Source organism: Acidovorax sp. LjRoot194, from assembly GCF_964253015.1.
Taxonomy (GTDB): Bacteria; Pseudomonadota; Gammaproteobacteria; order Burkholderiales; family Burkholderiaceae_C; genus Acidovorax.
Genome location: NZ_CAXUQB020000001.1, coordinates 4,400,378 through 4,426,630 on the forward strand (window position 1 = coordinate 4,400,378; position 26,253 = coordinate 4,426,630).

General features: G+C 68.0%; 27 protein-coding genes. 16 read left to right on the top strand and 11 right to left on the bottom strand.

Annotated elements, in window-relative coordinates; translation table 11 throughout:
- Positions 1–158: 158 nt before the first annotated feature.
- The 5 genes from ACSQ3N_RS19985 to ACSQ3N_RS20005 form a co-directional block, all read right to left on the bottom strand.
- Entirely contained in the window at positions 159–1,373 is a 1,215-nt protein-coding gene (locus tag ACSQ3N_RS19985; protein WP_056170533.1) for a vWA domain-containing protein, read from the bottom strand.
- A gap of 144 nt (positions 1,374–1,517) precedes the next feature.
- The gene (locus tag ACSQ3N_RS19990) at positions 1,518–2,450 is read right to left on the bottom strand and encodes an AAA family ATPase (protein WP_056170536.1); all 933 of its coding nucleotides are present in this window, start codon (positions 2,448–2,450) and stop codon (positions 1,518–1,520) included.
- Between the two features lie 120 nt (positions 2,451–2,570).
- Positions 2,571–3,362, bottom strand: coding sequence for an FAD binding domain-containing protein (locus ACSQ3N_RS19995; protein ID WP_056170539.1), 792 nt, complete (start codon positions 3,360–3,362; stop codon positions 2,571–2,573).
- Positions 3,363–3,373: 11 nt separating this feature from the next.
- Positions 3,374–5,761, bottom strand: coding sequence for a xanthine dehydrogenase family protein molybdopterin-binding subunit (locus ACSQ3N_RS20000; RefSeq protein ID WP_056170540.1), 2,388 nt, complete (start codon positions 5,759–5,761; stop codon positions 3,374–3,376).
- 21 nt (positions 5,762–5,782) lie between these two features.
- On the bottom strand, positions 5,783–6,253 hold the full coding sequence (locus ACSQ3N_RS20005) for a (2Fe-2S)-binding protein (RefSeq protein WP_056170543.1): 471 nt from the start codon (positions 6,251–6,253) through the stop codon (positions 5,783–5,785).
- 225 nt (positions 6,254–6,478) lie between these two features.
- Here ACSQ3N_RS20005 and ACSQ3N_RS20010 point away from each other — a divergent pair, with 225 nt between their 5' ends.
- Positions 6,479–7,630, top strand: a complete 1,152-nt coding sequence (locus tag ACSQ3N_RS20010; RefSeq protein ID WP_056170545.1) for a helix-turn-helix domain-containing protein — start codon at positions 6,479–6,481, stop codon at positions 7,628–7,630.
- 175 nt (positions 7,631–7,805) lie between these two features.
- On the opposite strand, the gene ACSQ3N_RS20015 is transcribed toward ACSQ3N_RS20010, so the two are convergent.
- On the bottom strand, positions 7,806–8,612 hold the full coding sequence (locus ACSQ3N_RS20015) for a TOBE domain-containing protein (protein WP_056170548.1): 807 nt from the start codon (positions 8,610–8,612) through the stop codon (positions 7,806–7,808).
- Between the two features lie 69 nt (positions 8,613–8,681).
- Entirely contained in the window at positions 8,682–9,386 is a 705-nt protein-coding gene (locus ACSQ3N_RS20020; RefSeq protein WP_436147254.1) for an alpha/beta fold hydrolase, read from the bottom strand.
- A gap of 165 nt (positions 9,387–9,551) precedes the next feature.
- On the opposite strand from ACSQ3N_RS20020, the gene modA reads away from it, so the two are divergent.
- The 8 genes from modA (at position 9,552) to ACSQ3N_RS20060 (ending at position 16,518) form a co-directional block, all read left to right on the top strand.
- The gene (gene modA, locus ACSQ3N_RS20025; RefSeq protein ID WP_436147255.1) at positions 9,552–10,343 is read left to right on the top strand and encodes a molybdate ABC transporter substrate-binding protein; all 792 of its coding nucleotides are present in this window, start codon (positions 9,552–9,554) and stop codon (positions 10,341–10,343) included.
- A 62-nt stretch (positions 10,344–10,405) separates the two neighbouring features.
- Positions 10,406–11,086 carry a molybdate ABC transporter permease subunit gene (gene modB, locus ACSQ3N_RS20030; RefSeq protein WP_056413008.1) on the top strand — a complete coding sequence of 227 codons (681 nt, stop codon included), beginning with the start codon at positions 10,406–10,408 and terminating at the stop codon, positions 11,084–11,086.
- Complete coding sequence (modC, locus tag ACSQ3N_RS20035) at positions 11,086–12,186, top strand: molybdenum ABC transporter ATP-binding protein (protein ID WP_436147256.1); 1,101 nt, start codon at positions 11,086–11,088, stop codon at positions 12,184–12,186. The genes modB and modC overlap by 1 nt, the downstream gene beginning before the upstream one ends.
- A gap of 61 nt (positions 12,187–12,247) precedes the next feature.
- Positions 12,248–13,981: an EAL domain-containing protein gene (locus ACSQ3N_RS20040; protein WP_436147257.1), complete on the top strand. Its 1,734-nt coding sequence runs from the start codon at positions 12,248–12,250 to the stop codon at positions 13,979–13,981.
- Positions 13,978–15,105 (top strand): saccharopine dehydrogenase NADP-binding domain-containing protein, encoded by a 1,128-nt coding sequence (locus ACSQ3N_RS20045; protein ID WP_436147258.1) that lies wholly within the window; start codon positions 13,978–13,980, stop codon positions 15,103–15,105. The genes ACSQ3N_RS20040 and ACSQ3N_RS20045 overlap by 4 nt, the downstream gene beginning before the upstream one ends.
- The gene (locus tag ACSQ3N_RS20050) at positions 15,105–15,647 is read left to right on the top strand and encodes an SRPBCC family protein (RefSeq protein ID WP_056170560.1); all 543 of its coding nucleotides are present in this window, start codon (positions 15,105–15,107) and stop codon (positions 15,645–15,647) included. Before ACSQ3N_RS20045 ends, ACSQ3N_RS20050 begins: the two co-directional genes overlap by 1 nt.
- Positions 15,647–16,045: a DoxX-like family protein gene (locus tag ACSQ3N_RS20055; protein WP_056170561.1), complete on the top strand. Its 399-nt coding sequence runs from the start codon at positions 15,647–15,649 to the stop codon at positions 16,043–16,045. Before ACSQ3N_RS20050 ends, ACSQ3N_RS20055 begins: the two co-directional genes overlap by 1 nt.
- A complete protein-coding gene (locus ACSQ3N_RS20060) occupies positions 16,042–16,518 on the top strand; it encodes a DUF2269 family protein (RefSeq protein WP_056170565.1) in 477 nt (158 codons plus the stop codon). The genes ACSQ3N_RS20055 and ACSQ3N_RS20060 overlap by 4 nt, the downstream gene beginning before the upstream one ends.
- A gap of 137 nt (positions 16,519–16,655) precedes the next feature.
- Here the strand turns inward: ACSQ3N_RS20060 and ACSQ3N_RS20065 are convergent, their stop codons facing one another.
- The 3 genes from ACSQ3N_RS20065 to ACSQ3N_RS20075 form a co-directional block, all read right to left on the bottom strand.
- Positions 16,656–17,483, bottom strand: a complete 828-nt coding sequence (locus ACSQ3N_RS20065; RefSeq protein ID WP_436147983.1) for an extracellular solute-binding protein — start codon at positions 17,481–17,483, stop codon at positions 16,656–16,658.
- Positions 17,484–17,566: 83 nt separating this feature from the next.
- A complete protein-coding gene (locus ACSQ3N_RS20070) occupies positions 17,567–18,319 on the bottom strand; it encodes an ABC transporter ATP-binding protein (protein ID WP_436147984.1) in 753 nt (250 codons plus the stop codon).
- Between the two features lie 29 nt (positions 18,320–18,348).
- Positions 18,349–19,086, bottom strand: coding sequence for an ABC transporter permease (locus ACSQ3N_RS20075; protein ID WP_056412989.1), 738 nt, complete (start codon positions 19,084–19,086; stop codon positions 18,349–18,351).
- 55 nt (positions 19,087–19,141) lie between these two features.
- On the opposite strand from ACSQ3N_RS20075, the gene ACSQ3N_RS20080 reads away from it, so the two are divergent.
- From ACSQ3N_RS20080 to ACSQ3N_RS20110, 7 genes are all read left to right on the top strand, one after another.
- Positions 19,142–20,266: a substrate-binding domain-containing protein gene (locus ACSQ3N_RS20080; protein ID WP_436128170.1), complete on the top strand. Its 1,125-nt coding sequence runs from the start codon at positions 19,142–19,144 to the stop codon at positions 20,264–20,266.
- A gap of 252 nt (positions 20,267–20,518) precedes the next feature.
- Positions 20,519–21,058 (top strand): TRAP transporter small permease subunit, encoded by a 540-nt coding sequence (locus ACSQ3N_RS20085; protein WP_056170573.1) that lies wholly within the window; start codon positions 20,519–20,521, stop codon positions 21,056–21,058.
- A 122-nt stretch (positions 21,059–21,180) separates the two neighbouring features.
- Positions 21,181–22,719, top strand: a complete 1,539-nt coding sequence (locus tag ACSQ3N_RS20090) for a TRAP transporter large permease (protein WP_056170575.1) — start codon at positions 21,181–21,183, stop codon at positions 22,717–22,719.
- Between the two features lie 37 nt (positions 22,720–22,756).
- Positions 22,757–23,248: a hypothetical protein gene (locus ACSQ3N_RS20095; RefSeq protein WP_436147259.1), complete on the top strand. Its 492-nt coding sequence runs from the start codon at positions 22,757–22,759 to the stop codon at positions 23,246–23,248.
- A gap of 270 nt (positions 23,249–23,518) precedes the next feature.
- Entirely contained in the window at positions 23,519–23,932 is a 414-nt protein-coding gene (locus ACSQ3N_RS20100) for a hypothetical protein (RefSeq protein WP_436147260.1), read from the top strand.
- Between the two features lie 32 nt (positions 23,933–23,964).
- Positions 23,965–24,174 (top strand): hypothetical protein, encoded by a 210-nt coding sequence (locus ACSQ3N_RS20105; protein WP_056170582.1) that lies wholly within the window; start codon positions 23,965–23,967, stop codon positions 24,172–24,174.
- A 152-nt stretch (positions 24,175–24,326) separates the two neighbouring features.
- Positions 24,327–24,893 carry a dihydrofolate reductase family protein gene (locus ACSQ3N_RS20110; RefSeq protein ID WP_436147261.1) on the top strand — a complete coding sequence of 189 codons (567 nt, stop codon included), beginning with the start codon at positions 24,327–24,329 and terminating at the stop codon, positions 24,891–24,893.
- A gap of 89 nt (positions 24,894–24,982) precedes the next feature.
- Here ACSQ3N_RS20110 and ACSQ3N_RS20115 read toward each other — a convergent pair whose 3' ends face one another.
- Positions 24,983–26,065 (bottom strand): TRAP transporter substrate-binding protein, encoded by a 1,083-nt coding sequence (locus tag ACSQ3N_RS20115; RefSeq protein ID WP_056170587.1) that lies wholly within the window; start codon positions 26,063–26,065, stop codon positions 24,983–24,985.
- Positions 26,066–26,253 lie beyond the last annotated feature (188 nt).

A 26,253-nucleotide genomic window follows, 5' to 3' on the forward strand; every position in this document is an offset into this window, starting at 1 on the left:
CAAGTCTCAGAAATCCATTGCATTCGATACAGCGCAGCCCCTTCACCGTTCGTGCTGAGCCTGTCGAAGCACTGCACCGCGCTTCGACGGGCCCAGCATGAACGGTGGTGATGGCATTCGTCGGCAACCACCACCGCCTCCGCGTCCGCTCCAAGTCCTCACTGCCGCAGCAGCGCCGCCAGGCTGACCGCCAGGTCCTGCAGCCGCGCGAGGTTGTGCACCGCCAGCATGCCGTGCGCCTGGCGGTGCAGCGCCGCCGCGCCCCGCGCGGTGGGCGCATAGCCGCCAAAGCGCAGCAAGGGGTTGAGCCACAGCAGGCGGCCGCTGTGGCGGCGCAGCCAGCCCAGCTCGCGCTCCAGCAATTCGGGCGCGCCGGTGTCCAGGCCGTCGGTGATGAGCAGCACCAGCGTGCGCCGCCCCACCAGGCGCCGCGCGTGCTGCAGGCGCAGCGCGGCCAGGCTGTCGCCCATGCGCGTGCCGCCGGCAAAGTCGGCAATCGCCTGGCCGGCCACCTCCAGCATGGCGTCGGTGTCGGCCAGCCGGAACGCAGGCGTGAGGTCGGTCAAGCCCGTGCCGAACGCGAACACGTCGCGCCGCAGACCGGGCCCTGCATGGCGCGGTGCGGTGGCCGCGTGCAAAAAGGCCAGCAGCAGCCGCGCGTAGCGCTCCATGGAGCCCGACACGTCCACCAGCACCAGCAAGGGCAGCGGCTGCTGGCGGCGCTGCAGGCGCGGCAGGGTCAGCAGCTCGCCGCCGGTGCGCGCGGCCTGCTGCATGGCGCCGGGCCAGTGCGGGCGGCTGCCGCGCACGCCGGGGCGGGTGCGGCGGGCCGCGTAGTGCGGCAAGGGCAGTGCGATGTCCCGGGCCAGGCGTTCCACCAGCAGGTATTCGCTGGCCGACAGCTGGTGGAAGTCCGCATGGTGCAGGCGCTGCCGGTCGCTGGCGGTCATGGCGGCGTCAAGGTCGATTTTTTCGTCCTCCCGCACCGGCGGGGCGTTGCGCGCGGCGTGCACCGGCGCCAGGGCCTCGCTCACGCGCGGACGGCGCTTGGCGGGCTCGGCCTTGGTCTCGGCGCTGGGCAGCATCTGGGCGAGCAGCTTCTGCGCAATGTTCGGGTTCTTGAAGTAGGCGTCGAACAGCTCGCGGAACACCAGGCGGTCCTGCTCGCGGCTGATCAGCACCGACTCCAGCGCGGCGCCAAAGTCGGCGCGCTCCACGCCCACCAGCATCACGGCCTGCTGCGCCAGCGCCATGCGGGCGGCATCCACCGGCACCCCGGCGCGGCGCAGGGTGCGGCCAAAGCCGGTGAGGTTGTCGGCCAGCTTGCCGGTGCGAGCGTCGCCGAGTTGAGAGATGGGTGTGCCTCCCGCCATGGTCGCACCCTCACAGGTTCCCACACAGGTGACGGATACGCATTCGATCATTCCAGGCCGTTCGGGCTGAGCCTGTCGAAGCCTCGCGCAGCGCTTGGACAAGCTCAGCGTGAACGGCTGCGTATTTTGGAAGGCCGCTTGGCATCACGCGTCGGCAGGCTGCAACAGCTGCACCGCCATGTCGCTCGTCAGCGCCGCCACGTCCTCGCGCTGCTTGAACAAAATGCCGGCCGTGTCGGACACCACTTCGGGGTCCACCACGATGGTGTCCAGCGCCACCAGCGCCTTGGCCCATTCCACGCTTTCGGCAATGCCGGGCGCGCGCTGGAAGGCGTTGGCGAAGGGCTGGCTGCGCAGCCGGCCCACGAAGTCTGCGACCTGCTGCGCCAGCGCCGCACTGGCGCCCGGCACCTGTGCGCGCACGATGGCCAGTTCGCGGTCGCGGTCGGGGTAGTCCAGCCAGTGGTACAGGCAGCGGCGCTTGACGGCGTCGTGCAAATCGCGCGTGCGGTTGCTGGTGAGCAAGGTGACGGGCGTGGCGCTGGCGCGCACCGTGCCGATTTCGGGGATGCTGACCTGGTACTCGCCCAGGTATTCGAGCAGGAAGGCCTCGAAGGGCTCGTCGGCGCGGTCCACTTCGTCAATGAGCAAAACAGCGCCGGGCGCGGGGGCCTGCAGGGCCTGCAGCAGGGGGCGGCGGATGAGGTAGCGGTCCTGGTAGACCTCGCGCTCGACCTGCGCCATGTCGGCGTTGGCCTTGCCTTCCGCCAGGCGCATGTGCAGCAGCTGGGCGGCATAGTTCCACTCGTACAGTGCCTCGCGCTGCTCCAGCCCGTCGTAGCACTGCAGGCGGATCAGGCTGCGAGAGAGCACCGCGCTCAGGGCCCGGGCCAGCGCGGTCTTGCCCACGCCGGGCTCGCCCTCCAGCAGCAGGGGGCGCTGCAGTTGCAGGGCCAGGAACACCGACGTGGCGAGGCGCCGGTCGGCAAAGTAGCCCACGCCCTGCAGGGCCTGCAGCAGCCCGTCCACGGAGGCGGACGCCGGGTGGTGTGCAACGTGAGGGATTTGTGGATTCATTGCTATTTAATTGATAGCTTCTAGCGCTTGCCTAACAAGCGGTAGCGGCCATTCTTATCCAATACCTGCCCACCACAGAACACTCGGCCCCGTGGTGGGTCACCCAACTCCCCTCCTCGCTTATCCCACCAACTGGGCCACGGCACGTTGCGTCTGCACGCTGATCAGGTTGGCGCGGTAGGCGGCGCTCGCGTGGATGTCGCTGTTCAGGTCGCTCGCGTCGATCTTCACGCCAGCGGCCGATGCGGGCGTGAAGCTCTGGTTGAGCGCTGCCTCCAGCCCCGCATGCCGGAACACGCTGCTGGCCGCGCCGGTGATGGCCACGCGCACGCCGCTGTCCGTCTGCGCTACGAACACGCCCACCAGCGAAAAGCGCGACGCGGCCTGCTTGAACTTGAGGTACACCGCGCGCTTCGGAATCGGAAAGCGGATGGCGGTGATGATCTCGCCCTCCTCCAGCGCGGTGGTGTACATGCCGACGAAGAAATCATCGGCTGCGACCTCGCGCTGGTTCGTGATGACGGTCGCCCCCAGGCCCAGCACCGCGCTGGGGTAGCAGGCCGCGGGGTCGTTGTTGGCCACGGACCCGCCCAGCGTGCCGCGCGCGCGCACCTGCCGGTCGCCGATGTGGGCGGCCAGGTCGGCGAGCGCCGGGATGGCGCTTTTAACCTCTGCGCTGTTCGCCACGTCCATGTGGCGCGTCATGGCACCGATGACCAGCGCGTTGCCCTCGCGGCGGATGCCGGCCAGCTCGGCGATGTTGTTCAGGTCGACGATCTTCCCGGGATTGGCCAGCCGCAGGCGCATCGACGGCAACAGGCTCTGCCCGCCCGCCAGCAGCTTGCCGCCCTGGGCGATGAGCTGCGCGGCGGCTGCGGTGGACGATGGGTTTTCAAAGGTGAAGGCGTACATGGTGTATTTCCTCAGGCCTTGGCTTTTTGAATGGCTTCCCACACGCGGTGCGGCGATGCGGGCATGTCGAACTCCTTCACGCCCAGTGGGTGCAGCGCATCCAGCAGAGCGTTGATCACCGCGGGCGGCGACCCGATCGCCCCCGCCTCGCCGCAGCCCTTGGTGCCCAGCGGGTTGTGCGTGCAGGGCGTGCATACATGGCCCAGCTTGAACTCGGGGAAGTCATCAGCGCGCGGCATGGCGTAGTCCATGAAGCTGCCCGTCAGCAGTTGGCCCGTCTCGCGGTCGTACACGCAGTTTTCCATCAGCGCCTGGCCGATACCCTGCACCAGGCCGCCGTGCACCTGGCCCTCCACGATCATCGGGTTGATGATGGTGCCGAAGTCGTCCACCGCGGTGAACTTGTCCACCCGCGTGCTGCCGGTGGCGGGGTCTACCTCGACCTCGCAGATGTAGGTGCCTGCGGGGAAGGTGAAGTTGGTCGGGTCGTAGAACGCCGTTTCGTTGAGCCCGGGTTCGAGCTTGTCGAGCGGGTAGTTGTGCGGCACATAGGCCGTGAGCGCCACCTGGCCGAACGGGATCTTTTTGTCCGTGCCGCGCACGGTGAACTCGCCGCCGCTGAAGTCGATGTCGGCGTCGCTCGCCTCCATCAAATGCGCCGCGATCTTCTTGGCCTTGGCCTCAATCTTGTCCAGCGCCTTCATGATGGCCGCGCCGCCCACGCTGATGGAGCGCGACCCGTAGGTGCCCATGCCGAACGGCACGCGGCCCGTGTCGCCGTGCACGATGTCCACGTTCTCCACCGGGATACCCAGGCGCGCGGCCACCACCTGCGCAAAGGTGGTTTCGTGCCCCTGGCCGTGGCTGTGCGAGCCGGTGAACACCGTCACGCTGCCGGTGGGGTGCACGCGCACCTCGCCGCATTCGAACAGGCCCGCGCGCGCACCCAGGGCGCCTGCGATGTTGGACGGTGCGATGCCGCAGGCCTCGATGTAGCTGCTGTAGCCGATGCCGCGTTTCAGGCCCTTGGCCTCGCTGGCCGCCTTGCGCGCCGCAAAGCCCGCCACATCGGCCAGCTGCTGCGCCTGCGTCATGCACGCGTGGTAGTCGCCCACGTCGTACTGCAGCGCCACCGGCGTCTGGTAGGGCCAGCTGGTGATGAAGTTGCGCTTGCGGATCTCGTCCTGTGGCAGGTTCATTTCCCAGCCGCAGCGCGAGACCAGGCGCTCGAGCAGGTAGGTGGCCTCGGGCCGGCCCGCGCCGCGGTAGGCATCGACCGGCGCGGTGTTGGTGAACCACGCGTCCACCTCGACATAGATCTGCGGCGTGGTGTACTGGCCCGCCAGCAGCGTGGCGTACAGGATGGTGGGCACCGCACTGGCAAAGGTGCTGAGGTAGGCGCCCATGTTGGCATCGGTGTGCACGCGCATGGCCAGAAACTTGCCATCCTTGTCCATCGCCATCTCGGCATGGCTCACATGGTCGCGGCCATGCGCATCCGACACGAAGGACTCGCTGCGGTCGGCCACCCACTTGATGTTGCGGTTGAGCTTCTTGGCCGCCCAGGTCAGGCACACGTCCTCGGCATACAAGAATATCTTGGAGCCGAAGCCGCCGCCCACGTCGGGCGCGATCACGCGCACCTTGTGCTCGGGCAGGCCCATCACGAAGGCCGTCATGAGCAGCCGTTCGACGTGCGGGTTCTGGTTGCTCACGTACAGCGTGTACTCGTCGTTGGCGCGGCTGTAGCTGCCGATGGCCGTGCGCGGCTCCATGGCGTTGGGGATCAGCCGGTTGTTGACCAGATCGAGCTGCGTCACATGCGCCGCGTTGGCAAAGGCCGCATCCACCGCGCCCTTGTCGCCGATGGCCCACTTGTAGCAGTGGTTGTCCGGCGCCGCGTCGTGCAGGCCTGCGCCGGCCACCGTGCCCGCCGCTGCATCGGCCACGCTGACCACCGCGGGCAGTACGTCGTAGTCCACCTCCACCAACTCAGCCGCGTCGCGCGCCTGCTGCTGCGTGAGGGCCACCACCACGGCCACGTGGTCGCCCACGTAGCGCACCTTGCCCTGCGCCAGGATGGGGTGCGGTGGCTCCTTCATCGGTTGCCCATCAGTGCTGGTGATGAGCCAGCCGCAGGGCAGGCCGTTGATGTTGTCGGCCGCCACATCGGTGCCCACAAAGATGCCCAGCACGCCCGGCGCGGCCTTGGCGGCGGTGGTGTTGATGCTGTTGATGCGCGCGTGCGCATGCGGCGAGCGCACGAACACCGCATGGCTTTGCGCAGCCAGCACCACGTCGTCGGTGTACTGGCCCGCGCCGGTGAGGAAGCGGTAGTCCTCTTTGCGCCGGAGCGATTCGCCGATGTGCGGCAGCTTGGAGAAGTCGGATGCACCCATGGTCTGTCTCCTTGTTTTCCGTTATGCCGAGGCCATGGCTTTTTGGCCGACCTGCACAGCGCGCACGATGTTCTGGTAACCCGTGCAGCGGCAGATGTTGCCTTCGAGCAGCTCGCGGATCTCGCCTTCGTTCGCGTGCGGGTGGCTGTTGCACAGGTCCACCGCGCTCATCACCATGCCCGGGGTGCAGAAGCCGCACTGCAGGCCGTGGCATTCCTTGAAGGCCGCCTGCATGGGGTGCATGGTGCCGTCCGGCGCGGCCAGGCCCTCGATGGTCTGCACATCGGCGCCCTGGGCCTGCACGGCCAGCATGGCGCACGATTTGACCGCGCGGCCGTTGACGTGCACCGTGCACGCGCCGCACTGGCTGGTGTCGCAGCCCACGTGGGTGCCGGTGAGCAGCAGGTGCTCTCGCAGCGCATGGACCAGCAGGGTGTTGGGTGGAACGTCAACACGGGCCGCGCGCCCGTTGACCGTGAACTGGACTTGCATCTGGCTGTCTCCTAGAAGAGTTTGGCTGTGAACCTGTCCTAAGCCGCTGCATCTTCTGCCCGCCCCCCGGCCCCATCCCTAGGGAGAACCCTGAATTTCCGGCAGCGCGCGCCGGAAATTCTCAAAATGAAACATGTTGCGCCGCACACCGGAGCATCATGCGGGGCACGCCGCTGCGGCCGCCCCTGCTGCAGCGCCGCCACCCGCCATCCACCCGGGATACCGATGCTCGCCACCGCACCGCCATCACCCGCCGAGGACCGCCACGCCCTGATCGCCCAGGCGCGCCGCGCACTGCTGGACGAGGGCGCGCTGACCACGCGCACCGCGGTGGAGCCGTGGATCACGCGGTCGTGGCAGCGCTGCCTGGACCGGGGCCTGCAGCCCGCGCAGCGCGTGGCCTTCGACATGGTGAGCGCGCCCGCCCAGCGCCGCAGCCGCGAGCAAAGCCACGCCCTGCTGCGCGCGGCGCGCCCGGTGCTGGACCAGCTCACCCGCGCGATTGCCGGCATGCGGTACTTCGCCATCCTGACCAATGCACAGGGCATCGTGGTGGACGTGCAGGGCCCGTGCGACCGCCACGACCCGCGCGCCAGCGCCATCGGCCGCGTGGGCATCGACCTGTCGGAAGCCGCAGTGGGCACCACCGCCATCGGCGCGGCGCTGTCCGAGCTGCAGCCGGTGTGGCTGCACCGGGGCGAGCATTTCTTCGACGACAACGGCAGCTACAGCTGCGCGGGCGCGCCGCTCTTCGGCCCCGACGGGCAGTGCATCGGCATGCTGGACCTGACCGGCGTGGATGTGCCCGAGCGCCCCGAACTGCGCCACCTGGTGGCCCGGTCCGCCCGCGCCATGGAAGACGCGCTGCTGCTGCAACTGCCCCACGCCCTGCTGCTGCGCGTGAACTGGCCCGGCAGCACGCTGGGCAGCGAAGCCGACGGGCTGCTGGTGCTGGACGGCGACGGCTACGTGCTGGGCTGCAACAGCATGGCCCGGCAACTGCTGCCCCTGCCGCTGTGCCCGCCCGGCAGCCTGCGGCACTGCAGCGACCTGATGGCGCTGCCCTGGCCCCAGCTCTTCGATGCCGCCCGCTCGCGCGGCACGCCCGCGCCGCTGGACCTGCCGCTGTGGTCGGGCCTGCGGCTGTCCGGCCTGGCCCAGGCCCCGCACCAGGCTGCGCCCGGCAGCGGCTGGACTGCAGGCCATGCGGCCATGGCGCCGATTGCCACATCGCCCGCCCCGCTGCGCGAGGCCGAGACCGCCCTCATCCGCCGGGCCGTGCAGGACGCGCGCGGCAACGTGGCCGAGGCTGCACGCGCCCTGGGCATCAGCCGCGCCACGGTGTACCGCAAGCTGGGGGTGCCCAAAGGTCATTGAGCGCAGGCGGCGGGCACACGCGGTGGGCATGCGCGGTGGGACCACGCCCGCAGGGACGCAAATTTCTTGAATAAAAAAGTGGCCTGCCGCTGGGTAGACAAGCGCCACCAGCTATCAAATACATAGCATCTGCGTGGACTGCGCCGCACGACGGGGACGGCGGACCGCGGCGCCTTCAGACTTCCGCCAGCGCCAGCACCACCGCGTTGTCGTCCACGATCAGCTCCACCTGGCTGCCTGCGCGCAGTCCGCTGCCCGCCGCGGCAAAGCCCACCATCTGCACGCCCGCGGCCAACTCGGCCGATACCTCATCGCCCGACTCGCCGCGCACCACGCGCACGGCCTTGGCCGGCAGGCGAAAGCTGCCCGTGGCAGCGCTCTGCGCGCCAGCATGGGTGCGCGAACCCGCCCTGCGCTCCACCCGCACCGCAGTGGCTTTGCACAGCGCCTGCACCACCAGCCCCGGCTGCAGGCCCAGCAGCTCCGCACTCTCGCGGGTGATGCGCGATGCGAGCACCGTCGCACCCGCGAGATCGCCCAGCTCGGCCTCGAGCACCAGGTGCACGCGCACGATCTGCCCCAGCACCTCCAGCCGCTGCACCACGCAGGGCCACTGGTTGCGCATGCTGGTGCGCACCGCCAGCCTCGCCAGCGCGGGCCCCGCATGCGGCGTGGCCTGCCAGCGCGAGAGCACGGCGCCCCGCGCCTGGGTCATCGCATCCGCAGCCGCCAGCAACTGCTGCCCCGCCTCGGTCAGCCGCGCGCCCCCGCCGCCGGCACCACCCACCGCCCGCACCACCAGCGCCGCACCGGCCAGGTTGGTGAGCGTGTCCACCGCCTGCCACGCCGCCTTGTAGCTCACCCCCACCACGCGCGCCGCCTGCGAGATGGAGCCGGTGTCACCGATCTGCCGCAGGATGTCGATGCGCTTGTCGGTCAGGGCGTGGGTCAGTGCGGACGAAATGGACAGCGATGAGGGCATGGAAGATTCAGGATGATGGCCGGGCAGTGCAGCCAAGCTGTTGCAACGAGGCAGCAGTGTCGCACCACGCTAGCCGCGCAGCGTGGCGAGGACGCGGGCAAACACACGCTCACGTTCCACGGGGTGGTCCTGCAGCCAGGCATGCAGATGGTGGCCTGCCCCGGCCAGACGGATCACCTCGACGCCGCGCGCCCGTGTGGCCCGGGTGATGTATTCGTGCTCGACCTCCCGGGGGATCACCGCGTCGAGCTCGCCCAGCACCATCAGCAGCCGGCCTTCGAATTGTTCCAGCGCGCTGAATGCAGGCGACGCCGCAAAGGCGGTGGTGGCGCGAATGACCTGCTGGAATGCCGGCCCGAAAGCCACCGGCTGCGCCGCGGCCTCGTACGCGGCCGGGCAGAACAGCACGATGGCCGCAGGCATCAGGCGCGGGATGAGGCTGCACGCGATGTGGCCGCCCATGCTGCTGGCGATGAGTGACACCGGCGGCTGCAGGCCGAGCCTCTCCACCACCGCCAGCGCCTGCGCCACACGGTCGTCCAGGCTGGAGTCGGACATCGGCCCTGGGCTGTCGCCCTGGCCCGCAAAATCGAACGCCGCCGCAGATTGATCCTGGCCCGCCAGGTAGGTCAACAGAGGCCGGTAGCCCTGGCGCGACGAGCGCCCGCCACCGTGCAGGGCCAGCGTGCGCGGGGGTTGTGGCGAAATGCCGTGACAAGCTGTTCCATGCAGCGCCCTGCCTTTGCACAGCACCTGAAATTCTTGCTCTTGCATCCGCCAAAGCTTACAGCGCAGCCGACTGCGGCCTGGCCGATGCGGCTGCCTCCATTGGCCTGACCCGGCGCAGCCGGCCCCCCCCGGCCCCACCAGCACACCAGAGCGATCTGCATATACTCGCGCTATTCCATTCATGAATAGCGCCACCCGCGCCGCGCCGCCATGCTGCATCGCCTTGCCTCCCTGCCCCGCATCCTCACCGCCATCGGCTGGTCCACCAGCCTGTCCACGGGACTGTTCGCCGCCCTGCTGCAATCGGCCCATGCCGACACCGTGTCGGTCGCGGTGGCGGCCAACTTCACGGCGCCCATGCAGAAGATCGCCACCGCCTTCGAGGCCGACACCGGCCACAAGGCCGAGCTGTCGTTCGGCGCCACCGGCAAGTTCTACGCGCAGATCACCAACGGCGCGCCGTTCCAGATCCTGCTGTCCGCCGATGACACCACGCCCGCCCGGCTGGAGAAGGAAGGCAAGGCCGTGGCCAACGCACGCTTCACCTATGCCATCGGCACGCTGGTGCTGTGGAGCGCGCAGCCCGGCTATGTGGATGCGCAGGGCGCCGTGCTCAAGACCGGCGGCTTCAAGCACCTGGCCATCGCCAATCCCAAGCTGGCGCCCTATGGCCTGGCCGCCATGCAGGCCATGGACAAGCTGGGCGTGACCGCGCAGCTGCAGCCGCGCTTCGTGCAGGGCGAGAACATTGCCCAGACGCACCAGTTCGTCGCCACGGGCAATGCGCAACTGGGCTTCGTGGCGCTGTCGCAGGTGATGGCGGACGGCAAGATCACCAGCGGCTCGGCCTGGCAGGTGCCGGCGGATCTGCACGAGCCCATCCGCCAGGATGCGGCGCTGCTCACGCCGGGCAAGGACAGCGCGGCGGCCACGGCGCTGCTCCAGTACCTGCGCGGCGACAAGGCCCGCGCCATCATCAAGTCCTACGGCTATAGTTTCTGAAGGGCGCGTGCGCAAATCGCTTGGCACCGCTTCCCGACTTCCAAGACACTTTCCGACGCTCCATGCCCTTTTCCAGCGCCGATCTGGCGGCCATCGGCCTGACGCTGCGCCTGGCCGGCACCACCATGGCGCTGCTCCTGGTGCTGTGCACGCCGCTGGCCTGGTGGCTGGCGCACACGCCGTCGCGCTGGCGCGGTCCGGTGTCCGCCGTGGTGGCGCTCCCGCTGGTGCTGCCGCCCACGGTGATCGGCTTTTACCTGCTGGTCACGATGGGGCCGCATGGGCCCATCGGGCAGTTCACGCAGAGCCTGGGGCTGGGCACGCTGCCGTTTACCTTCTGGGGGCTGGTGGCGGGCTCGCTCATCTATTCGCTGCCGTTCGCGGTGCAGCCGCTGCAGCATGCGTTCGAGAGCATCGGCCGGCGGCCGCTCGAAGCCGCTGCCACGCTGGGCGCCGGGCCGCTGGACCGGTTCTTCACCGTGGCGCTGCCGCTGGCCCGCCCAGGCTTCATCACCGCGGCGATCCTGAGCTTTGCGCACACGGTGGGCGAGTTCGGCGTGGTGCTGATGCTGGGCGGCAACATCCCCGGCGTGACGCGCGTGGTGTCGGTGCAGATCTATGACCATGTGGAAGCGCTGGAGTACACGCAGGCGCACTGGCTGGCCGGCGGCATGGTGGTCTTCTCGTTCCTGGTGCTGCTGGGCCTGAACCTCACGCGGCGCCGGGCGTCGATGGTGTCGTGATGAGCGCCAACGCACCGAGTTCTCAGCAGATCGAGGCGCGCCTGCACCTGGCACGCCCCGGCTTCACGCTGGATGTGGACCTGCGCCTGCCCGGGCGCGGCGTGACCGCGCTGTTCGGCCCCTCGGGCTGCGGCAAGACCACCTGCCTGCGCGCCATTGCGGGCCTGGAGCGTGCGCAGCCGGGGCACGTGCAGGTCAACGGCGAGACCTGGCAGGACGACGCACAGCACATCTGGCGGGCCACGCACGAGCGCGCTCTGGGCTATGTGTTCCAGGAAGCGAGCCTGTTCGACCACCTCACGGTGCAGGGCAACATCGGCTACGGCCAAAAGCGCACGCCGCCCGCGCGCCGCCAGGTGGCGCTGAAGCAAGCAGTGGACCTGTTGGGCATCGGCCACCTCATGGACCGCAAGCCCCAGGCCCTGTCGGGCGGCGAGCGCCAGCGCGTGGCCATTGCACGCGCCCTGGCCACCAGCCCGCGCCTGCTGCTCATGGACGAGCCCCTGGCCGCGCTGGATGCACCGCGCAAGGCCGAGGTGCTGCCTTACCTCGACACACTGCAGCGCACGCTGGACATCCCGGTGCTGTACGTGAGCCACGCCATCGACGAAGTGGCGCGGCTGGCCGCGCACATGGTGCTGCTGGAGGACGGCCGCGTGCGCGCCCACGGCCCCACGTCCGAACTGCTGGTGCGGCTGGACCTTCCCCTGGCCCATGGCGACGCTGCCGCCACGGTGATCGACGGCCACGTCACGCAGCACGACGACCACGACCTGGTGACCACAGTGGCGTTCGCAGGCGGGCAGCTGCTGCTGGTCAGCCCCGGCGAGCATGCCGTGGGCGCGCCGATCCGGCTGCGCATCCAGGCGCGGGACGTGAGCATTGCGCTCACGCCGCCCGCGGACACGAGCATCCTCAATATCCTGCCAGCCACGGTGGCCCATGTAGCGCACGACAGCCCGGGCCAGCTGATGGTGGCGCTGAACGCCGGGCCCACGCGGCTGCTGGCGCGGGTGACCCAGCGCTCGGCCAGCGTGCTCGGCCTGGTCCCGGGCAAGCCGGTGTACGCGCAGATCAAGGGCGTGGCCATCGTCAACTGAGCGCAACAGTGGGCCCGTCCACGGGTCGTATGATGACCGCCTACAACGAGGGTGGGGCAACATGGTTTCAATCTGGCATGACGCCGCGCAGGCGTTCGGGGTGGGTTTTCCTGCGCCGCTGCAAGGCCTGCTGTTCTGGGTGACTGCATCTTTGGTGGTGCACGTGTGCCAGCGCCTGGTGGAGCACACGGCGTTCTCGGCCGACCCGCCCAGCCGGCGCGTGAGTGCATCGCACGCATCGCTGGGCATCGGCTGCATCGTGTGGGCGCTGGACGTGGTGGGCCTCTTTCTCTATGAAGAGCTGGCGCACCACGCCGTGGCACTCGACCTGGTGCCCGCGCTCAGCGGGCTCATCATCATGGCGGTGAGCACGCGGCTGACCATACCCACGCTGAGCACCAGCGCCAGCAAGCTGCACATCGCAATGGCGGGGGCCTGCCTGGCGGCGGGCATGCTGCTGGCGCACTTCACCATCACGCAGGACCTGGTGCGCAGCTTCGCCACGGTGAACTGGGCGGCGATCGTGCTGGCGGCGGCCATTGCGCTGTGCCTGGCCACCTGGACATCCATCCGCCACCGGGCGGTGAAGATGAGCGTCCTCACACCCCATCTGCTGCGCCGGTCGTGGGAAGAAAAAGCCGTGTGCGGCGCGGCCATCCTGCTGCTGCACTGGCTGCTGGTCAACACGTTCGGCCTGCTCAGCGTCCCGGCTGGCGACACGGCGCACAACAGCGCGCTGCTGGTCTGCGTGCTGGTGTTCGGCACGGCGCTGGCCGTGGAGCAGCTGCGCAACATGCACTTCGACGCGGGCCGCCAGCAGTTGCTGCGCCGCGGGCTGTCGATGATGCGGGCGTCCAACATGGCGCACAACCCCGAGCGCGACATGCAGCTGTCCCTGATTGCCGACCGGCTGCACGACCTGCTGCAGCCCGACCGGCTCACGCTGCACTTTCAGCCCATCGTGGACCTGCGCCAGCCCGGCGTGCAGTTCGAAGCGCTGCTGCGCGTGAAAGACCCGGCCCTGGGCCCACTCAACCCCGAAATTTTTCTGCTGGCCTGCGAGCTGCAGGGCCGCACCGGCGATGTGGACCGCATGATCCTGCGCAACGCGCTGGACTGCCTGGCCGCTTGGCGCGAGCAGGGACTGCTTCAGATCACCATCAGCGTGAACGTGGCACCCAGCACGCTGCTGGCGACCGGCTTCTCAGATTGGCTGCGCGCAGAACTCGCGCAGCGCGCCTTGCCCCACCACGCGCTGCGGCTGGAGATGACCGAGCACGCCGTGATCGCGCTGGGCGCACCCATGGTGGACGCGCTGCAGGCGCTGGGCACACTGGGCATCGCGGTGGTGATGGACGACTTCGGCACCGGCTACTCGTCGCTGGGCATGCTGGCGGACCTGCCGATTGCGGGCGTCAAGTGCGATAGGTTGTTCGTGCAGCAACTGGCCAGCGATGCGCGCAGGCAGTCGCTGCTGCGGCACATCGGCGCGCTGACCCGCGAGTTCGGCCTGTCGGTGGTCGTGGAGGGCGTGGAGACCGCGGGCGAGCTGCAGGCCGTGGCTGCCGCGGGCCTGCACGCCATCCAGGGCTACCTGTACAGCAAGCCTATGGCATCGGCCAGCGTGCCGGCCTGGTACGCCAACGAGATGCAGCCGCGCCGCAAGGCACTGCAGGCCCTGCTCTCCCACACCACCCGGGCGGCCGCTGGCAGCGCTGCGGCGGCGCCGGTGCTGTCCGCGTCGCGCGCCTCCGGGCCCGACTTTCTGCACTCCGTTCATCCCTCTCATTCGTGACAACACTCACCACATTGGTCCTGGGCGGCTACGGCAACTTTGGCGCGCGCATCTGCCGCGCCCTGGCGGGCAACCCGGCCCAGCACCACCACATGACCCTGCTGGTGGCAGGCCGCGATGCAGCCCGCGCGCAAGCGCTGGCAGACACGCTGCACCACGGCGCACGCGGCGTGGCACTGGACCACCAGGCCCCGGGCCTGGCGGACCAGTTGCGCGCCTGGGGCGTAGGCCTGGTCATCCATACTGCCGGCCCGTTCCAGGCACAGGCCTACGCCGTGGCGCAGGCAGCGGCCGAGGCCGGGGCGCACTACATCGACCTGGCCGACGGCCGGCGCTTCGTGTGCGACTTCCCGGCGGCGGTGCACGGCACCTTCGCTGCGGCGCAGCGCACCGCCGTCACGGGCGCGAGCACCGTGCCCGCGCTGTCGTCTGCCGTCATCGACCACCTGTGCGCCGGCTGGCAGCACATCGACAGCATCGACATCTGCATCGCCCCCGCTCAGCGCGCACCGCGCGGGCAGGCCACGCTGGCGGCGGTGCTGAGCTACTGCGGCGTGCCCATTCCCGTGTGGGAGGGCGGCCGGTGGCAGCACCGGCGCGGGTGGGCCGACCCGGTGCCGGTGCACTTCAAGCGCCTGCGCCCCCGCCTGGCCGCGGTGTGCGACATCCCGGACCTGGAGCTGTTCCCAGAGCGCTACCAGGTGCGCGATCGCGCGGTGTTCCGAGCCGCGCTGGAGGTGGGCCTGGCGCAGCGCAGCTTCGCCGCCATCGCCGCGCTGCGCCACTGGGGCCTGCTGCCGCACCCCGAGCGCCTGGCCGGGCTGCTGCACCGCGCGGGCGGCGTGCTGGACGTGCTGGGCACGCCGCTGGGCGGCATGGTGGTGCGCGTGGCCGGCACGGATGCCCACGGCCACACGCGCCGCCGCGCCTGGCACATCGCGGCCGACCACGACCACGGCCCGGAGATCCCGTGCATGGCCGCCATCCTGCTCGCGCGGCGCCTGGCGGCCGGCAACCCCTTGCCGCTGGGTGCGCACACCAGCACGGGCCTGCTCGCACTCGAATCCTTCGCGCCTGAATTCGACCGCTGGGGCATGGTGAACGATGTGGTGGAAGAAGCCTAATGGCCCACGGAAAGTTGACGTTCCCTATGCCTGCACGCGCAGACATCGTGTTCGATGCATTTCACTACCATGAGTGGAAAGTTCAGTGGGATTCTCTGGTGCGTGATACGCAGGTACTGGATGGTTCGAGCTGCCCCAGCGTGGGCGCAATGACGGAGAACGCGGGTGCAGGCGCTCTGCGCACGTTGTCGATGCGTACCCGCTTCATACAGTACGACCGCCCCCTACTGGCAGCGGCAACCATGGTCGGGCGTTCTTTCCCGTTTGTGCACTGGGCTGCATCGATGCGCCACGAACCCGTGGGCTCCGGCCATTCGCAGCTGGTATATACCTACACATTCCGCACCCGTCCAAGGCTCTTGCGGTGGTTCATGGAACCCCTGGTGAACTGGGTTTTCATCCGCAAAACGCGTGATCGCTTCCAGCGCCTGGAGAAATTCTTGCAGCACCATTCGAACGATATCCACACGTGGCAGCAAAGTCGGCACGAACTGCCCGTGGTGTCGGTACACGCTGCTGTCACAACGCCCCCAGCCCGCTGATGTTCACGCAAGCAACCTTGCGCCTGCTGCGCTACAGCCTCGTGGCCGTGTGGCTCATCACGGCTGTCGTCAGCGTGTGGGAGCTGCACGGTCAAAGCCGCGACCTGCTGGCCGGCCTGCCGGCCGCGCTGCAGACGCCCGGCTGGACCACGGCACTCATTCTGGGCGGCGCCGCTGCCGATGCGGTGCTGGGCGTGTGGATGGCGCTACGCCCGGGCCGCGCCGCGTATGCCGCCGCGCTGCTGCTGATGGCCACCATGACGGTGCTGGCCACCGTGATCCAGCCCGACCTGTGGCTGCACCCGCTGGGGCCCTTGACCAAGAACCTGCCCATCGCCGCCATCCTGTGGGTGCTGCTGCACAACGCGCCGCATGCCGCGCGCGCAGATCGACCATGAGCCTGTACCTCATCCTCAAGTGGATCCACATCGTCTCCAGCATGCTGCTGGTGGGCACGGGCCTGGGCTCGGCGTTCTACATGTTCTTCACCAACCGCAGCGGTAACGTTCAGGCGCAGGCCGTGGTCACGCGGCTGGTGGTGCGGGCGGACTGGTGGTTCACCACGCCCACGGTGTTCGTACAGCCCGCCACGGGGCTGGGCATGGCGTACATGCTGGGCCTGCCGTTGACAACGCCGTGGCTGACGCTGTCGCTGGGGCTGTATGTGCTGGCGGGCGCCTGCTGGCTGCCGGTGGTGTGGCTGCAGCTGCGCATGCGCGACATGGCGGCAGAGGCTGCGCGCACAGGCAGCCCCCTGCCCCCGCAGTACTGGCGCTGCGCCCGCTGGTGGGAGGCCCTGGGCTACCCGGCGTTCGTGGCGATGGTGGTGGTGTTCTACCTGATGGTGAACAAGCCGAGCCTGTGGGGCTGAGTCCCCATCGGACGGTGCTTCAACCCCGCAGGGGTTAGCCAACCGGCGCGCCCCAATCCAGCGCCACCGTGGAGCCGGCTTCGCCGGGCCACGGGTGCCGTCCCCAGGGGAGATGGCGCGCAGCGACTCAGGGGGGATTACTTTCCTGCGTTCGGGAAGAACAGCTGCTCGCCGCCGATCTTGTAGCTGGCGATGACCTGCTGGCCGGCGGGCGACACGACCCAGTCGACGAATTTCTGCGCGTCCTGCGCCTTCACGTGCGGGTGCTTGGCAGGGTTGACCACCATCACGCCGTACTGGTTGAAGAGCTTGGTGTCGCCCTCGACCAGGATGGCCAGGTCGGCGCGGTTCTTGAAGTTGAGCCAGGTGCCGCGGTCGGCCAGCACGTAGGCGTTGCTCGACGCCGCGATGTTGAGCGCGGGGCCCATGCCGCAGCCGCATTCCTTGTAGCCGCTGCCCTTGGCGGCATCGGCACCCGCGAGCTTCCAGTAGCGCAGCTCGGCAGCGTGGGTGCCGCTCTTGTCGCCGCGCGAGACGAAGTTGCCGTTGCCCGCCGCGAGCTTTTGCAGCGCCTGCACGATGTCCTTGCCGCGCGTGCCTGCCGGGTCGTCCTTGGGGCCGACGAGGATGAAGTCGTTGTACATGACGGGGTAGCGCTTGACGCCCCAGCCATCGGCCACGAATTTCTCCTCGGCTGCCTGGTCGTGCACGAAGAGCACGTCGGCGTCGCCCCGGCGCGCCATGTCCAGCGCCTGGCCCGTGCCCAGGGCCACCACCTTCAGGTCGATGCCGCTGGTCTTCTTGAACTCGGGCAGCAAGTAGCCGAACAGCCCCGACTGCTCGGTGGACGTGGTGGACGCCATCGTGATGCTCTGCGCGGACGCTGCGCCAGATGCTACAAAAATAATAGCTGCCAGCGCTTGCTGAATGCGCGGTACAGGGCCAAAAAGCTTGAAATTCTTCATCACCGGGCCGCCCCGGGACGAGAAAGCGGAGTCCTCGGGCGACAGCGACGGCACGGGGTGGCGAGCGTGGGGGGCGGTTTTTTTCATACCAGTTCTCCTTTGACAAACAGACGGGCGGCCTCGGGCAGGGGGCCGTTGAAGAAGTCGTGCACCGGCAGGTCGGCCACCAGGCGGCCGTGTTCCATGTAGATCACGCGGCTGGCCAGGCGCTTGACCTGGCCCAGGTTGTGGCTGCTGAACACCATGGTCACCGGGTGGGCGGGACCGCCAGCGCCGTGGCTGGCGGCGAAGTCGGCCATCAGGGACTCGACCTCGCGCTTGGCGTGCGGGTCCAGGCTGGCGGTGGGCTCGTCCAGCAGCAGCACGTCGGGCCGCAGTGCCCAGGCGCGCGCCAGCGCCAGCCGCTGCTGCTGCCCGCCCGACAGGGTGCGCGCGTTCTGCGCGGCGATGCCCTGCAACCCCACGCGCTGCAGCGCCGTGAGCGCGGCCAGCCGGGCATCGCGCCAGCGCGTGCCGCGCAGCCACAGGGCCAGCGCCACGTTGTTCAGGGCGCTGGTGCGCAGCATGTGCGGCCGCTGGAACAGCATGGCCTGGCGCAGCGTGCGGTTGCAGTGCAGGCCTCCGCCGCCGGTGGCATCGGCCAGGCCGTGCAGCACGCGCAGCAGCGTGCTCTTGCCGCTGCCGTTGGCGCCCACCAGGGCCACGCGCTCGCCGGGCACGATGCACAGGCTGACATTCGCCAGCGCCACCACGGCGCCATAGCGCACCGAGACGTGGCGCAGGTCCACCCACGGGGCGCCGTCGTTGGCGGCTGGCTGGCCTGGCGCGCCGGCCATCTCCACGCCTTGGGTGGTGTGCACTGCGCTCATGCGGCCACCCCCACCGGCATGCCGGAGGCCGCACCGTCCACCCGCTCGCGCCATCGGCGCACCAGGGCGATGACCACGTTGAGCGCCAGCACCACGGCCAGCAGGAGCATGCCCAGCGCCAGCGCCAGCGGCAGGTCGCCCTTGCTGGTCTCGAGCGCGATGGCGGTGGTCATGACGCGGGTGAAGCCGTCGATGTTGCCGCCCACGATCATGACGGCGCCCACCTCGGAGATGGCGCGCCCGAACGATGCGATCAGCACGGTGAGCAGCGCGTAGCGCTCGTCCCACGCCAGCAGCAGGCTGCGCAGTAGCGTGCCCGCGCCCAGGGAGCGCAGCTGCTCGCCGTGCGCGCGCTCTGCGTCTTCCACCGCCTGCCGCGTGAGCGCGGTGACCACCGGCAGCACCAGGATGGCCTGGGCCAGCACCATGGCCTTGAAGCTGAACAACCAGCCCAGCGACCCGAGCGGCCCGCTGCGCGACAGCAGCAAATACACCACCAGCCCCACCACCACGGACGGCACGGCCAGGAGGGTGTTGAGCACCGCTAGCACCGCGCCGCGCCCCGCAAACCGCGCCACCCCAAGCCATGCGCCCAGCACCAGCCCCAGGCCGCAGGCCAGCAGGCAGGCGGTGGCGCTGACCGACAGGGAGCGGCCCACGATGGCCCACAGGACCGGGTCGAAGGAGAGGGTGAGTTGCAGCGCTGTGCTCGCGCTTTCGGTCAGCGTGGACATATATTGAATTGGGCTATCGTAGGCACCCTGCCAATATCCAGCCATATGAAATCCTGTGCATAGGGTCCAACTCCACTACACGCTGAGCCGCGACGCGGGCACTGCACTCATTCGCAACCCCTTGCCGGAGCTGCTGCAGGCCGTGGCCGAGCATGGCTCCATCTCGGGCGCGGCGCGCGCGCTCGACCTCTCCTACCGCCATGTCTGGGGCGCGCTCAAGCGCTGGGAAGAGCAGCTGGGCGGCGAACTCATCATCTGGGGCAAGGGGCAGTCTGCCCAGCTCAGCGAGTTCGGCACCAAGCTGCTGTGGGCCGAGCGCCAGGCCCAGGCGCGGCTGGCGCCGCAGATCGCGGCACTTCATGCGGACCTGGAGCGCGCGTTCGCAGTGGCCTTCGACCCGCAGGCCCACGTGCTCACGCTGTACGCCAGCCACGACGACGCGCTGGCCGCACTGCGGGCGCATGCGGCCACACCGGGGCGCACCGGCGGGCTGCACCTGGACATCCGCTTCACGGGCAGCGTGGACGCGATCCGCGCGCTCAATGAAGGGCGCTGCACGCTGGCGGGTTTCCACACGGTGGAGAACGCCCAGGCCGAGTCGCTGACCGCGCGCACCTACCAGCCCCTGCTGCAGCCGGGCCTGCACAAGGTCATCGGCTTTGCCCAGCGCACGCAAGGGCTCATCGTGGCGCCGGGCAACCCGCTGCAGTTGAACACCCTGGCCGACGTGGCCCGCACCGGGGCACGGTTCGTGAACCGGCCGCTGGGCTCCGGCACGCGCGTGCTCATCGACGAGCTGCTGGCGCAGGACGGGCTGGCACCGGGCGCGCTGGCCGGCTATGCGTCCGACGAGCCATCGCACACCGCGGTGGCGCAGGCCGTGGCCGCCGGCGCGGCCGATGTGGGCGTGGGCATCGAGCTGGCGGCGCGGGCGCGCGGCCTGGGCTTTGTGCCGCTGGTGCGCGAGCGCTACCACCTGGCCTGCCTCAAGGCGAGCCTGGACCAGCCCGCCACCCTGGCCCTGCGCACCCTGCTGCAGACGCCCGACTGGCTGCAGCAGATGGCCGGGCTGCCGGGCTACACGCCGCTGCGCTGCGGCGAGGTGCTGGCGATGAGCCGGGTGCTGCCCTGGTGGCGCTTTGCCAAGCCCAAGCGCGCCTCCCGCGCCCAGGCGGCCTGAGAACGCATACAGGCAGCGCATGCCGCACAAGCGCATGCTGCGGGGGTGGTGCCAAGAGGGAAATGGTGTGGGGATACCGGCGCGCAAAGCCTCGGAAAGCGCCGATGAAGGGGCCCGACCCTGAGGAAAACCCCATGTCGGCGCGTCAGGCTTTCTTCAGCGCTTGGGGAGTAGGATGCGCGTTACTTTCAGACACCCTCGGGCCCAGCAGCGCATTGGGCCCGCCCCATTTTCATACTCAGGAGACACAACGTGTCAGCACTTCTCAAATTGGCCTTGGGCATGGACTGGATTTCCAGCAAGCTGAGCAAGATCGCCACCTGGACCGTCCTCGCCGCCGCCCTCATCTCTGCCGGCAACGCCTTCGTGCGCTACGGCATCGACATGAGCTCCAACGCCTGGCTCGAGATCCAGTGGTACCTGTTTGCCGCCACCGTCATGCTGGGCGCGCCCTTCGTGCTGATGCTCAACGAGCATGTACGCGTGGACATCATCTACGGCAAGCTGCGCGGCAACAAGCAGGTGTATGTGGACATCATGGGCCTGGCGCTGTTCCTGCTGCCTGCCATGGCGCTCATCGCCTACCTGAGCTGGCCCCTGTTCGAGCGCGCCTTCCTGTCGGGCGAGATGTCGGGCAACTCCGGCGGCCTGATCCGCTGGCCCGCCATCATCCTGATGCCCGTCGGCTTCACCCTGATGGTCCTGCAGGGCCTGGCCGAAATCATCAAGCGCGTGGCCTACCTGCGCGGCATCTACCAGATGAACACCCACTACGAAAAGCCGGTGCAGTAAGCAGCCCGCTCCTTCGGCCGCTCCCTCCAGGACGCGCCATGAAGAAGACCCCGCGGCACCCCGGCCCCGCTTGCTAGGACGGCCTGCCGCGCTCTCACTCCCGGAATTTCAGGAACAACAAAATGCACATGGAAAACTTCGCCCCGATCATGTTCGCGGGGCTGGTGGTGGTGATGCTGATCGGCTTCCCCGTCGCCTTCTCACTCGCCGCCCTGGGGCTGGCGTCGGGCTTCTTCGCCATCGAGATGGGGTGGTTCCCGCCCGTCTTCATGGCCAACCTGCCCATCAACATCTTCGGCATCCTCTCCAACGAGCTGCTGCTGGCGATCCCGTTCTTCACCTTCATGGGCGCGATCCTGGAGAAGTGCGGCCTGGCGGAAGACATGCTCGACTCGATGGGCCAGCTCTTCGGCACCGTGCGCGGCGGCCTGGGCTACTCGGTGATCATCGTGGGCTTCATCCTCGGCGCCATCACCGGCACCGTGGCCGGCCAGGTGATCGCCATGGCGCTGATCTCGCTGCCCGTGATGATCCGCTACGGCTACAACATGCGCTACGCCACCGGCGTGCTGGCCGCCTCGGGCACCATCACGCAGCTGGTGCCGCCATCGCTGGTGCTGATCGTCATGGCCGACCAGCTGGGCCGCTCGGTGGGCGACATGTACCGCGGCGCCTGGGGCCCCTCCATCCTGCAGGTGGTGATTTTCGCGGGCTACACGTTCTTCCTGGGTGTGTTCAAGCCGCACTACCTGCCAGGCATTCCGAAGGAAGCGCGCACCATGTCGGGCGCCAAGCTCTGGCTCAAGTGCCTGCGCGGCATCATCCCGTCGGCGCTGCTGATCTTTGCGGTGCTGGGCTCCATGGGCGGCCTGCCCGGTATCGACACTGCCATCGCCACCCCCACCGAAGCCGGTGCCATGGGTGTGGTCGGCGCCATGCTGCTGGCCGCTATCCACCGGCGCCTGAGCCTGTCGCTGATGTGGGAAGCCATGCAGGGCACGATGCGCCTCACGGCCATGGTGGTGTTCATCCTGATCGGTGCCCGCGTGTTCTCGATGGTGTTCCAGGGCGTGGACGGTGCCAAGTGGGTCGAACACATGCTCTCGGGCCTGCCGGGCGGCCAGGTCGGCTTCCTGATCGCGGTGAACCTGTTCATCTTCTTCCTGGCGTTCTTCCTCGACTTCTTCGAAATCGCCTTCATCATTCTGCCCATGCTGGGCCCGGTGGCCGACAAGCTGGGTATCGACCTGATCTGGTTCGGCGTGCTGCTGTGCGTGAACATGCAAACGAGCTTCATGCACCCGCCCTTCGGCTTTGCGCTGTTCTACCTGCGCGGCATCGCCAACACGCTGTTCAAGGAGGGGCGCATTCCCAAGCCCGTGCTGTCCAGCGACATCTACATGGGCGCGATCCCCTGGGTGATCATGCAGCTGCTGCTGGTGGCCATCGTGATCTTCGTGCCGCAGACCGTGACGATGTTCCTGCCCAAGGCCGAGGTGATCGACACCGACAAGGTGCAGATCGAAGTGCCGGTGGACGACATGCGCAACGAGGACTCATCGTCCGGCGGCGAAAACCCCTTTGGCGACTCCGCCACGCCACCCGCTGAGCCTGCCACGCCAGCAGACCCCGCGGCAGCGCCGGCCGAGCCTGCCAAGTGATGGCAGCCGTGATCGCGCGAACCAAGGTGGCCTGCGCATGCTGATGAACATCACGCCGCAGCCCCTGATGGAGCCCTTCCGTTTTGCCCCGAAAGACGGTGAAGTGAAGGGCGCGGCGTTCTCGCCCACCTTCCGGTTTTTTGCCACGCTGATCGTGGGCGGATGTACCCTGTGGTTCTACCAGCTGTGGTCGCGCGGCGCCCTGGGCAGCGGCGTGAGCAACGGCACGGGCTGGTTCATCGCCGGCCTGTTGCTGATGGCCTGGACCTGGTGGAGCATCATGGTCAGCCGCACCCGCATCACCCCCAGCGGCCTGCACCAGCGCTGGGTGTGGGACAAGTCCATGGCCTTTGACGACCTGGCCTACGTGCGCTTGATCCGCGTGCCGGGCTTGAGCTGGTTGATTGCGCCGCGGCTGTATGTGCGCACGCTGGCGGGCAAGTTCACGGTGTTCTATGGCGCCACGCCGCAGCTGATGGCGGAGTTCGAGCGAATCGGAGCAGAGCTGAAAGCGTTTCGGCAGATGTGATTGCGACATGCAGGACGCTTGGCCGGCCTCGCCAAAAAACCGCGTTGAGGCGCGGTTTTTTTTCGTTCGATCGCGGCATGTTGGTGAACAGTGGGCCGTCGCATCTTGACTCTGCGCCACTCCGTGTGGATAGACTTCCAGCATCGGCCCAATGCGGTCAGGCAAAGACGGGGCGTCGACGACTGCTCCAAGCTGATCTGATTCAACAGGGTCTGCCACTTTGGCAACCAAGGCAACCATGGCGACTGATGGCGCTTTGCAAGGAAATAAATGCTGTTAACAGATATAGCCGTGGAGCACACGCTGGTGTCCAAAAAGGATGGCGTTCGTCAGACGTTTTTGCTGCATCCCTTTACCGATACGCAGCGAGATTCGCTGGGTAAATTCGAGATCGTTCGTGACATCCAAGAGCCTGGATACAAAGACGTCAAACGTTCAACCTTTGTGACGTTCCAGCAATTGGCAGAGCTGTATGCGAAGGGGGTCCTCGACGAATTCGGGTTTTCCGTTCGCATGTGTCCGGGTCAGGGCACGTACCCTGGCAAGCATCCAGCAAAAAAGATCCTGCCTTCGAATATCAAGCCAGGCTCACCGTTCGACCTGGCTGTTCAACAGGTGGATGTTTCGAAGTCCGCCACTCGCGAGTTGAGGACAGCCTTGCTGCGCACCAGCGTCAAGCTTTGAGGTCCACTGCGCCGATTGATGTGGGAGTACCTGTGAATTCATCCGTTGCACATTCCGAACTCATCGCCACGTTCAGACGGGCTCAGGCAGATGCCGCTCACAAGCTCGGGTTGATCAAGGCTGCTGAGAACAAGGGCCCCAAGGCCGTCCAGGCTGCCGTCGAAACCGCTGCAAAGGCGGTAAAGCGCAGAGACTCGTATGCGAAAAAACTGGACAGCCTGGGAGTGAGCCTCGAGACTTGAGCGCAGCCGAACCTGCGGCCCGACACCAGCGATGGGCCAGTACCCACCCGTGGTGCGAGCGGCAATGGGCTAAAAGGCACAACAGCGCAGCAGTGGCCGCAATTGCTCAACAGCGGCCCTGAGCACCTGATCACCCAACGCGGAGCCATCCCATGGGACTTCTCACCTTCAGCCTCAACCTCACCCTGGACGGCTGCATCGACCACCAGGAGGGCATTGCCGACGACGAGACACACGCCTTCTTCACCCAGCTCATGGACCAGCACGGCGCAATGCTCTGGGGCCGCGCCACCTACGAGATGATGGAGGGCTACTGGCCGGCCGTCGCGCGCGGTGATATGCAGGCGCCGCCGGCCGTGCGCGAGTGGGCGGTGAAGCTGGAGGCCAAGCCGAAGTACGTGGTCTCGTCCACACGCAAAGATTTCCCGTGGACCCAAAGCCACCACATCGCTGGCGGTGCTGACTTACTAGAACAGGTGCAGGCGCTGAAGAACGCGACACCTGCTGGCGTGCTGCTCGGCAGCGGCCAGCTCGCGGCGGCGCTGGATGCGCTGGACCTGATCGACGAGTACCGATTTCTGATGCATCCCCGCATCGCGGGCCACGGCCCGACGCTGTACGCCAGCGGGCTGCCCGGCACGCGACGGCTTGAGTTGATTGCTGCGGCGCCTATGCGCAACGGCGCCGTCGCACTGCACTACCGGCGCGCGCGTGACTGAGTGCGGAATGGGGAAGCCTCTCCACGCCACCCATAAAAAAACCGCGCCGAAGCGCGGTTTTTTGTTGCAATGCCTGGCGCAGCGCCAGATCAGAGCTTGATGGTCTGCATGTAGCTGTCGAAACGGCCTTCGGCCACGCGGAACCATGCCACCTGGTCCTTCTGGAATGCGGCGAAGTCGGTGTAGATCTTCTTCCACTCGGGGCTCTTGGCGCTGTTTTCTTCGTACACGGCCAGCGAGGCTTTGTAGGAAGCGTCCAGGATTTCCTTGCTGAAGGGCAGCAACTTGGTCTTGGCGCCGATCAGTTGCTTCAAGGCGACGGGGTTGCGGGCGTCGTACTTGGCCAGCATGTCCACCGATGCCTGTGCGGCAGCGGCGGCGATGATGGCTTTGTTCTCGGCCGACAGGGCGTCGAAGGCCTTCTTGTTGATGAAGAAGTCCACTTCAGGACCGCCTTCCCACCAGCCGGGGTAGTAGTAGTTCGGAGCCACCTTGTTGAAGCCGAGCTTCTGGTCGTCGTACGGGCCCACCCACTCGGCCGCATCGATCGTGCCCTTTTCCAGCGCTTGATAGATTTCGCCGCCAGGGATGCTCTGGGGCACCACGCCCATCTTGGTCATCACGTCGCCCACCAGGCCGCCGCCCAGGCGCATCTTCAGGCCCTTCAGGTCAGCAGCCGTCTTGATTTCCTTGCGGAACCAGCCGCCCATTTGCGTGCCGGTGTTGCCACCTGCAAAGCTGAGCATGCCGTAGCCGCCGTAGAACTCGTCCAGCAGCTTGCGGCCGTTGCCGTGCAGCATCCAGGCGTTCATCTGGCGGGCGTTCAGACCGAAAGGAATGGCCGAGCCCAGGGCGAATGCGGGGTTCTTGCCGTAGAAGTAGTAAGGCACCGTGTGGGCCATTTCGACGGAGCCCTGCTGCACGCCGTCGACCACGCCGAAGGGAGGCATCAGCTCGCCGCCTGCATGGACCGAGATCTCGAACTTGCCGCCGGACATGGCCTTGACAGCGTTGGCGAACACTTCGGCACCACCGTAGATGGTGTCAAGGGGCTTGGGGAAGCTCGATGCCAGGCGCCAGCGCACTGCGGCTTGCGCGTGCACTGCTGGTGCCACACCGGCAGCCAGCACACCGGCAATACCTGCCTGCTTGATGATTGAACGACGATCCATGAGTTCTCTCCGAATACTTGTGATTGCACACCCTGGCACGCAAGCGGGTCGCCCGCAGCCAAGGACCTTCTAGCCCGATTGATTGTAGGAACATGCCCCCCCGCAGATTTGGGGGTTTTCCCGTGAAAGCCCGGCGCACGCATACGGGCTTCAGGGTTCTGCAAGCATCGCCATTCAGAGCACCAACG

Coding starts and splice junctions, on each gene's coding strand:
- ACSQ3N_RS19985 (WP_056170533.1), bottom strand. CDS start 1,373: ATGGCGGGAGGCACACCCATCTCTCAACTCGGCGACGCTCGCACCGGC.
- ACSQ3N_RS19990 (WP_056170536.1), bottom strand. CDS start 2,450: ATGAATCCACAAATCCCTCACGTTGCACACCACCCGGCGTCCGCCTCC.
- ACSQ3N_RS19995 (WP_056170539.1), bottom strand. CDS start 3,362: ATGTACGCCTTCACCTTTGAAAACCCATCGTCCACCGCAGCCGCCGCG.
- ACSQ3N_RS20000 (WP_056170540.1), bottom strand. CDS start 5,761: ATGGGTGCATCCGACTTCTCCAAGCTGCCGCACATCGGCGAATCGCTC.
- ACSQ3N_RS20005 (WP_056170543.1), bottom strand. CDS start 6,253: ATGCAAGTCCAGTTCACGGTCAACGGGCGCGCGGCCCGTGTTGACGTT.
- ACSQ3N_RS20010 (WP_056170545.1), top strand. CDS start 6,479: ATGCTCGCCACCGCACCGCCATCACCCGCCGAGGACCGCCACGCCCTG.
- ACSQ3N_RS20015 (WP_056170548.1), bottom strand. CDS start 8,612: ATGCCCTCATCGCTGTCCATTTCGTCCGCACTGACCCACGCCCTGACC.
- ACSQ3N_RS20020 (WP_436147254.1), bottom strand. CDS start 9,386: ATGCAAGAGCAAGAATTTCAGGTGCTGTGCAAAGGCAGGGCGCTGCAT.
- modA (WP_436147255.1), top strand. CDS start 9,552: ATGCTGCATCGCCTTGCCTCCCTGCCCCGCATCCTCACCGCCATCGGC.
- modB (WP_056413008.1), top strand. CDS start 10,406: ATGCCCTTTTCCAGCGCCGATCTGGCGGCCATCGGCCTGACGCTGCGC.
- modC (WP_436147256.1), top strand. CDS start 11,086: ATGAGCGCCAACGCACCGAGTTCTCAGCAGATCGAGGCGCGCCTGCAC.
- ACSQ3N_RS20040 (WP_436147257.1), top strand. CDS start 12,248: ATGGTTTCAATCTGGCATGACGCCGCGCAGGCGTTCGGGGTGGGTTTT.
- ACSQ3N_RS20050 (WP_056170560.1), top strand. CDS start 15,105: ATGGCCCACGGAAAGTTGACGTTCCCTATGCCTGCACGCGCAGACATC.
- ACSQ3N_RS20055 (WP_056170561.1), top strand. CDS start 15,647: ATGTTCACGCAAGCAACCTTGCGCCTGCTGCGCTACAGCCTCGTGGCC.
- ACSQ3N_RS20060 (WP_056170565.1), top strand. CDS start 16,042: ATGAGCCTGTACCTCATCCTCAAGTGGATCCACATCGTCTCCAGCATG.
- ACSQ3N_RS20065 (WP_436147983.1), bottom strand. CDS start 17,483: ATGAAGAATTTCAAGCTTTTTGGCCCTGTACCGCGCATTCAGCAAGCG.
- ACSQ3N_RS20070 (WP_436147984.1), bottom strand. CDS start 18,319: ATGGCCGGCGCGCCAGGCCAGCCAGCCGCCAACGACGGCGCCCCGTGG.
- ACSQ3N_RS20075 (WP_056412989.1), bottom strand. CDS start 19,086: ATGTCCACGCTGACCGAAAGCGCGAGCACAGCGCTGCAACTCACCCTC.
- ACSQ3N_RS20090 (WP_056170575.1), top strand. CDS start 21,181: ATGCACATGGAAAACTTCGCCCCGATCATGTTCGCGGGGCTGGTGGTG.
- ACSQ3N_RS20095 (WP_436147259.1), top strand. CDS start 22,757: ATGCTGATGAACATCACGCCGCAGCCCCTGATGGAGCCCTTCCGTTTT.
- ACSQ3N_RS20100 (WP_436147260.1), top strand. CDS start 23,519: ATGCTGTTAACAGATATAGCCGTGGAGCACACGCTGGTGTCCAAAAAG.
- ACSQ3N_RS20110 (WP_436147261.1), top strand. CDS start 24,327: ATGGGACTTCTCACCTTCAGCCTCAACCTCACCCTGGACGGCTGCATC.
- ACSQ3N_RS20115 (WP_056170587.1), bottom strand. CDS start 26,065: ATGGATCGTCGTTCAATCATCAAGCAGGCAGGTATTGCCGGTGTGCTG.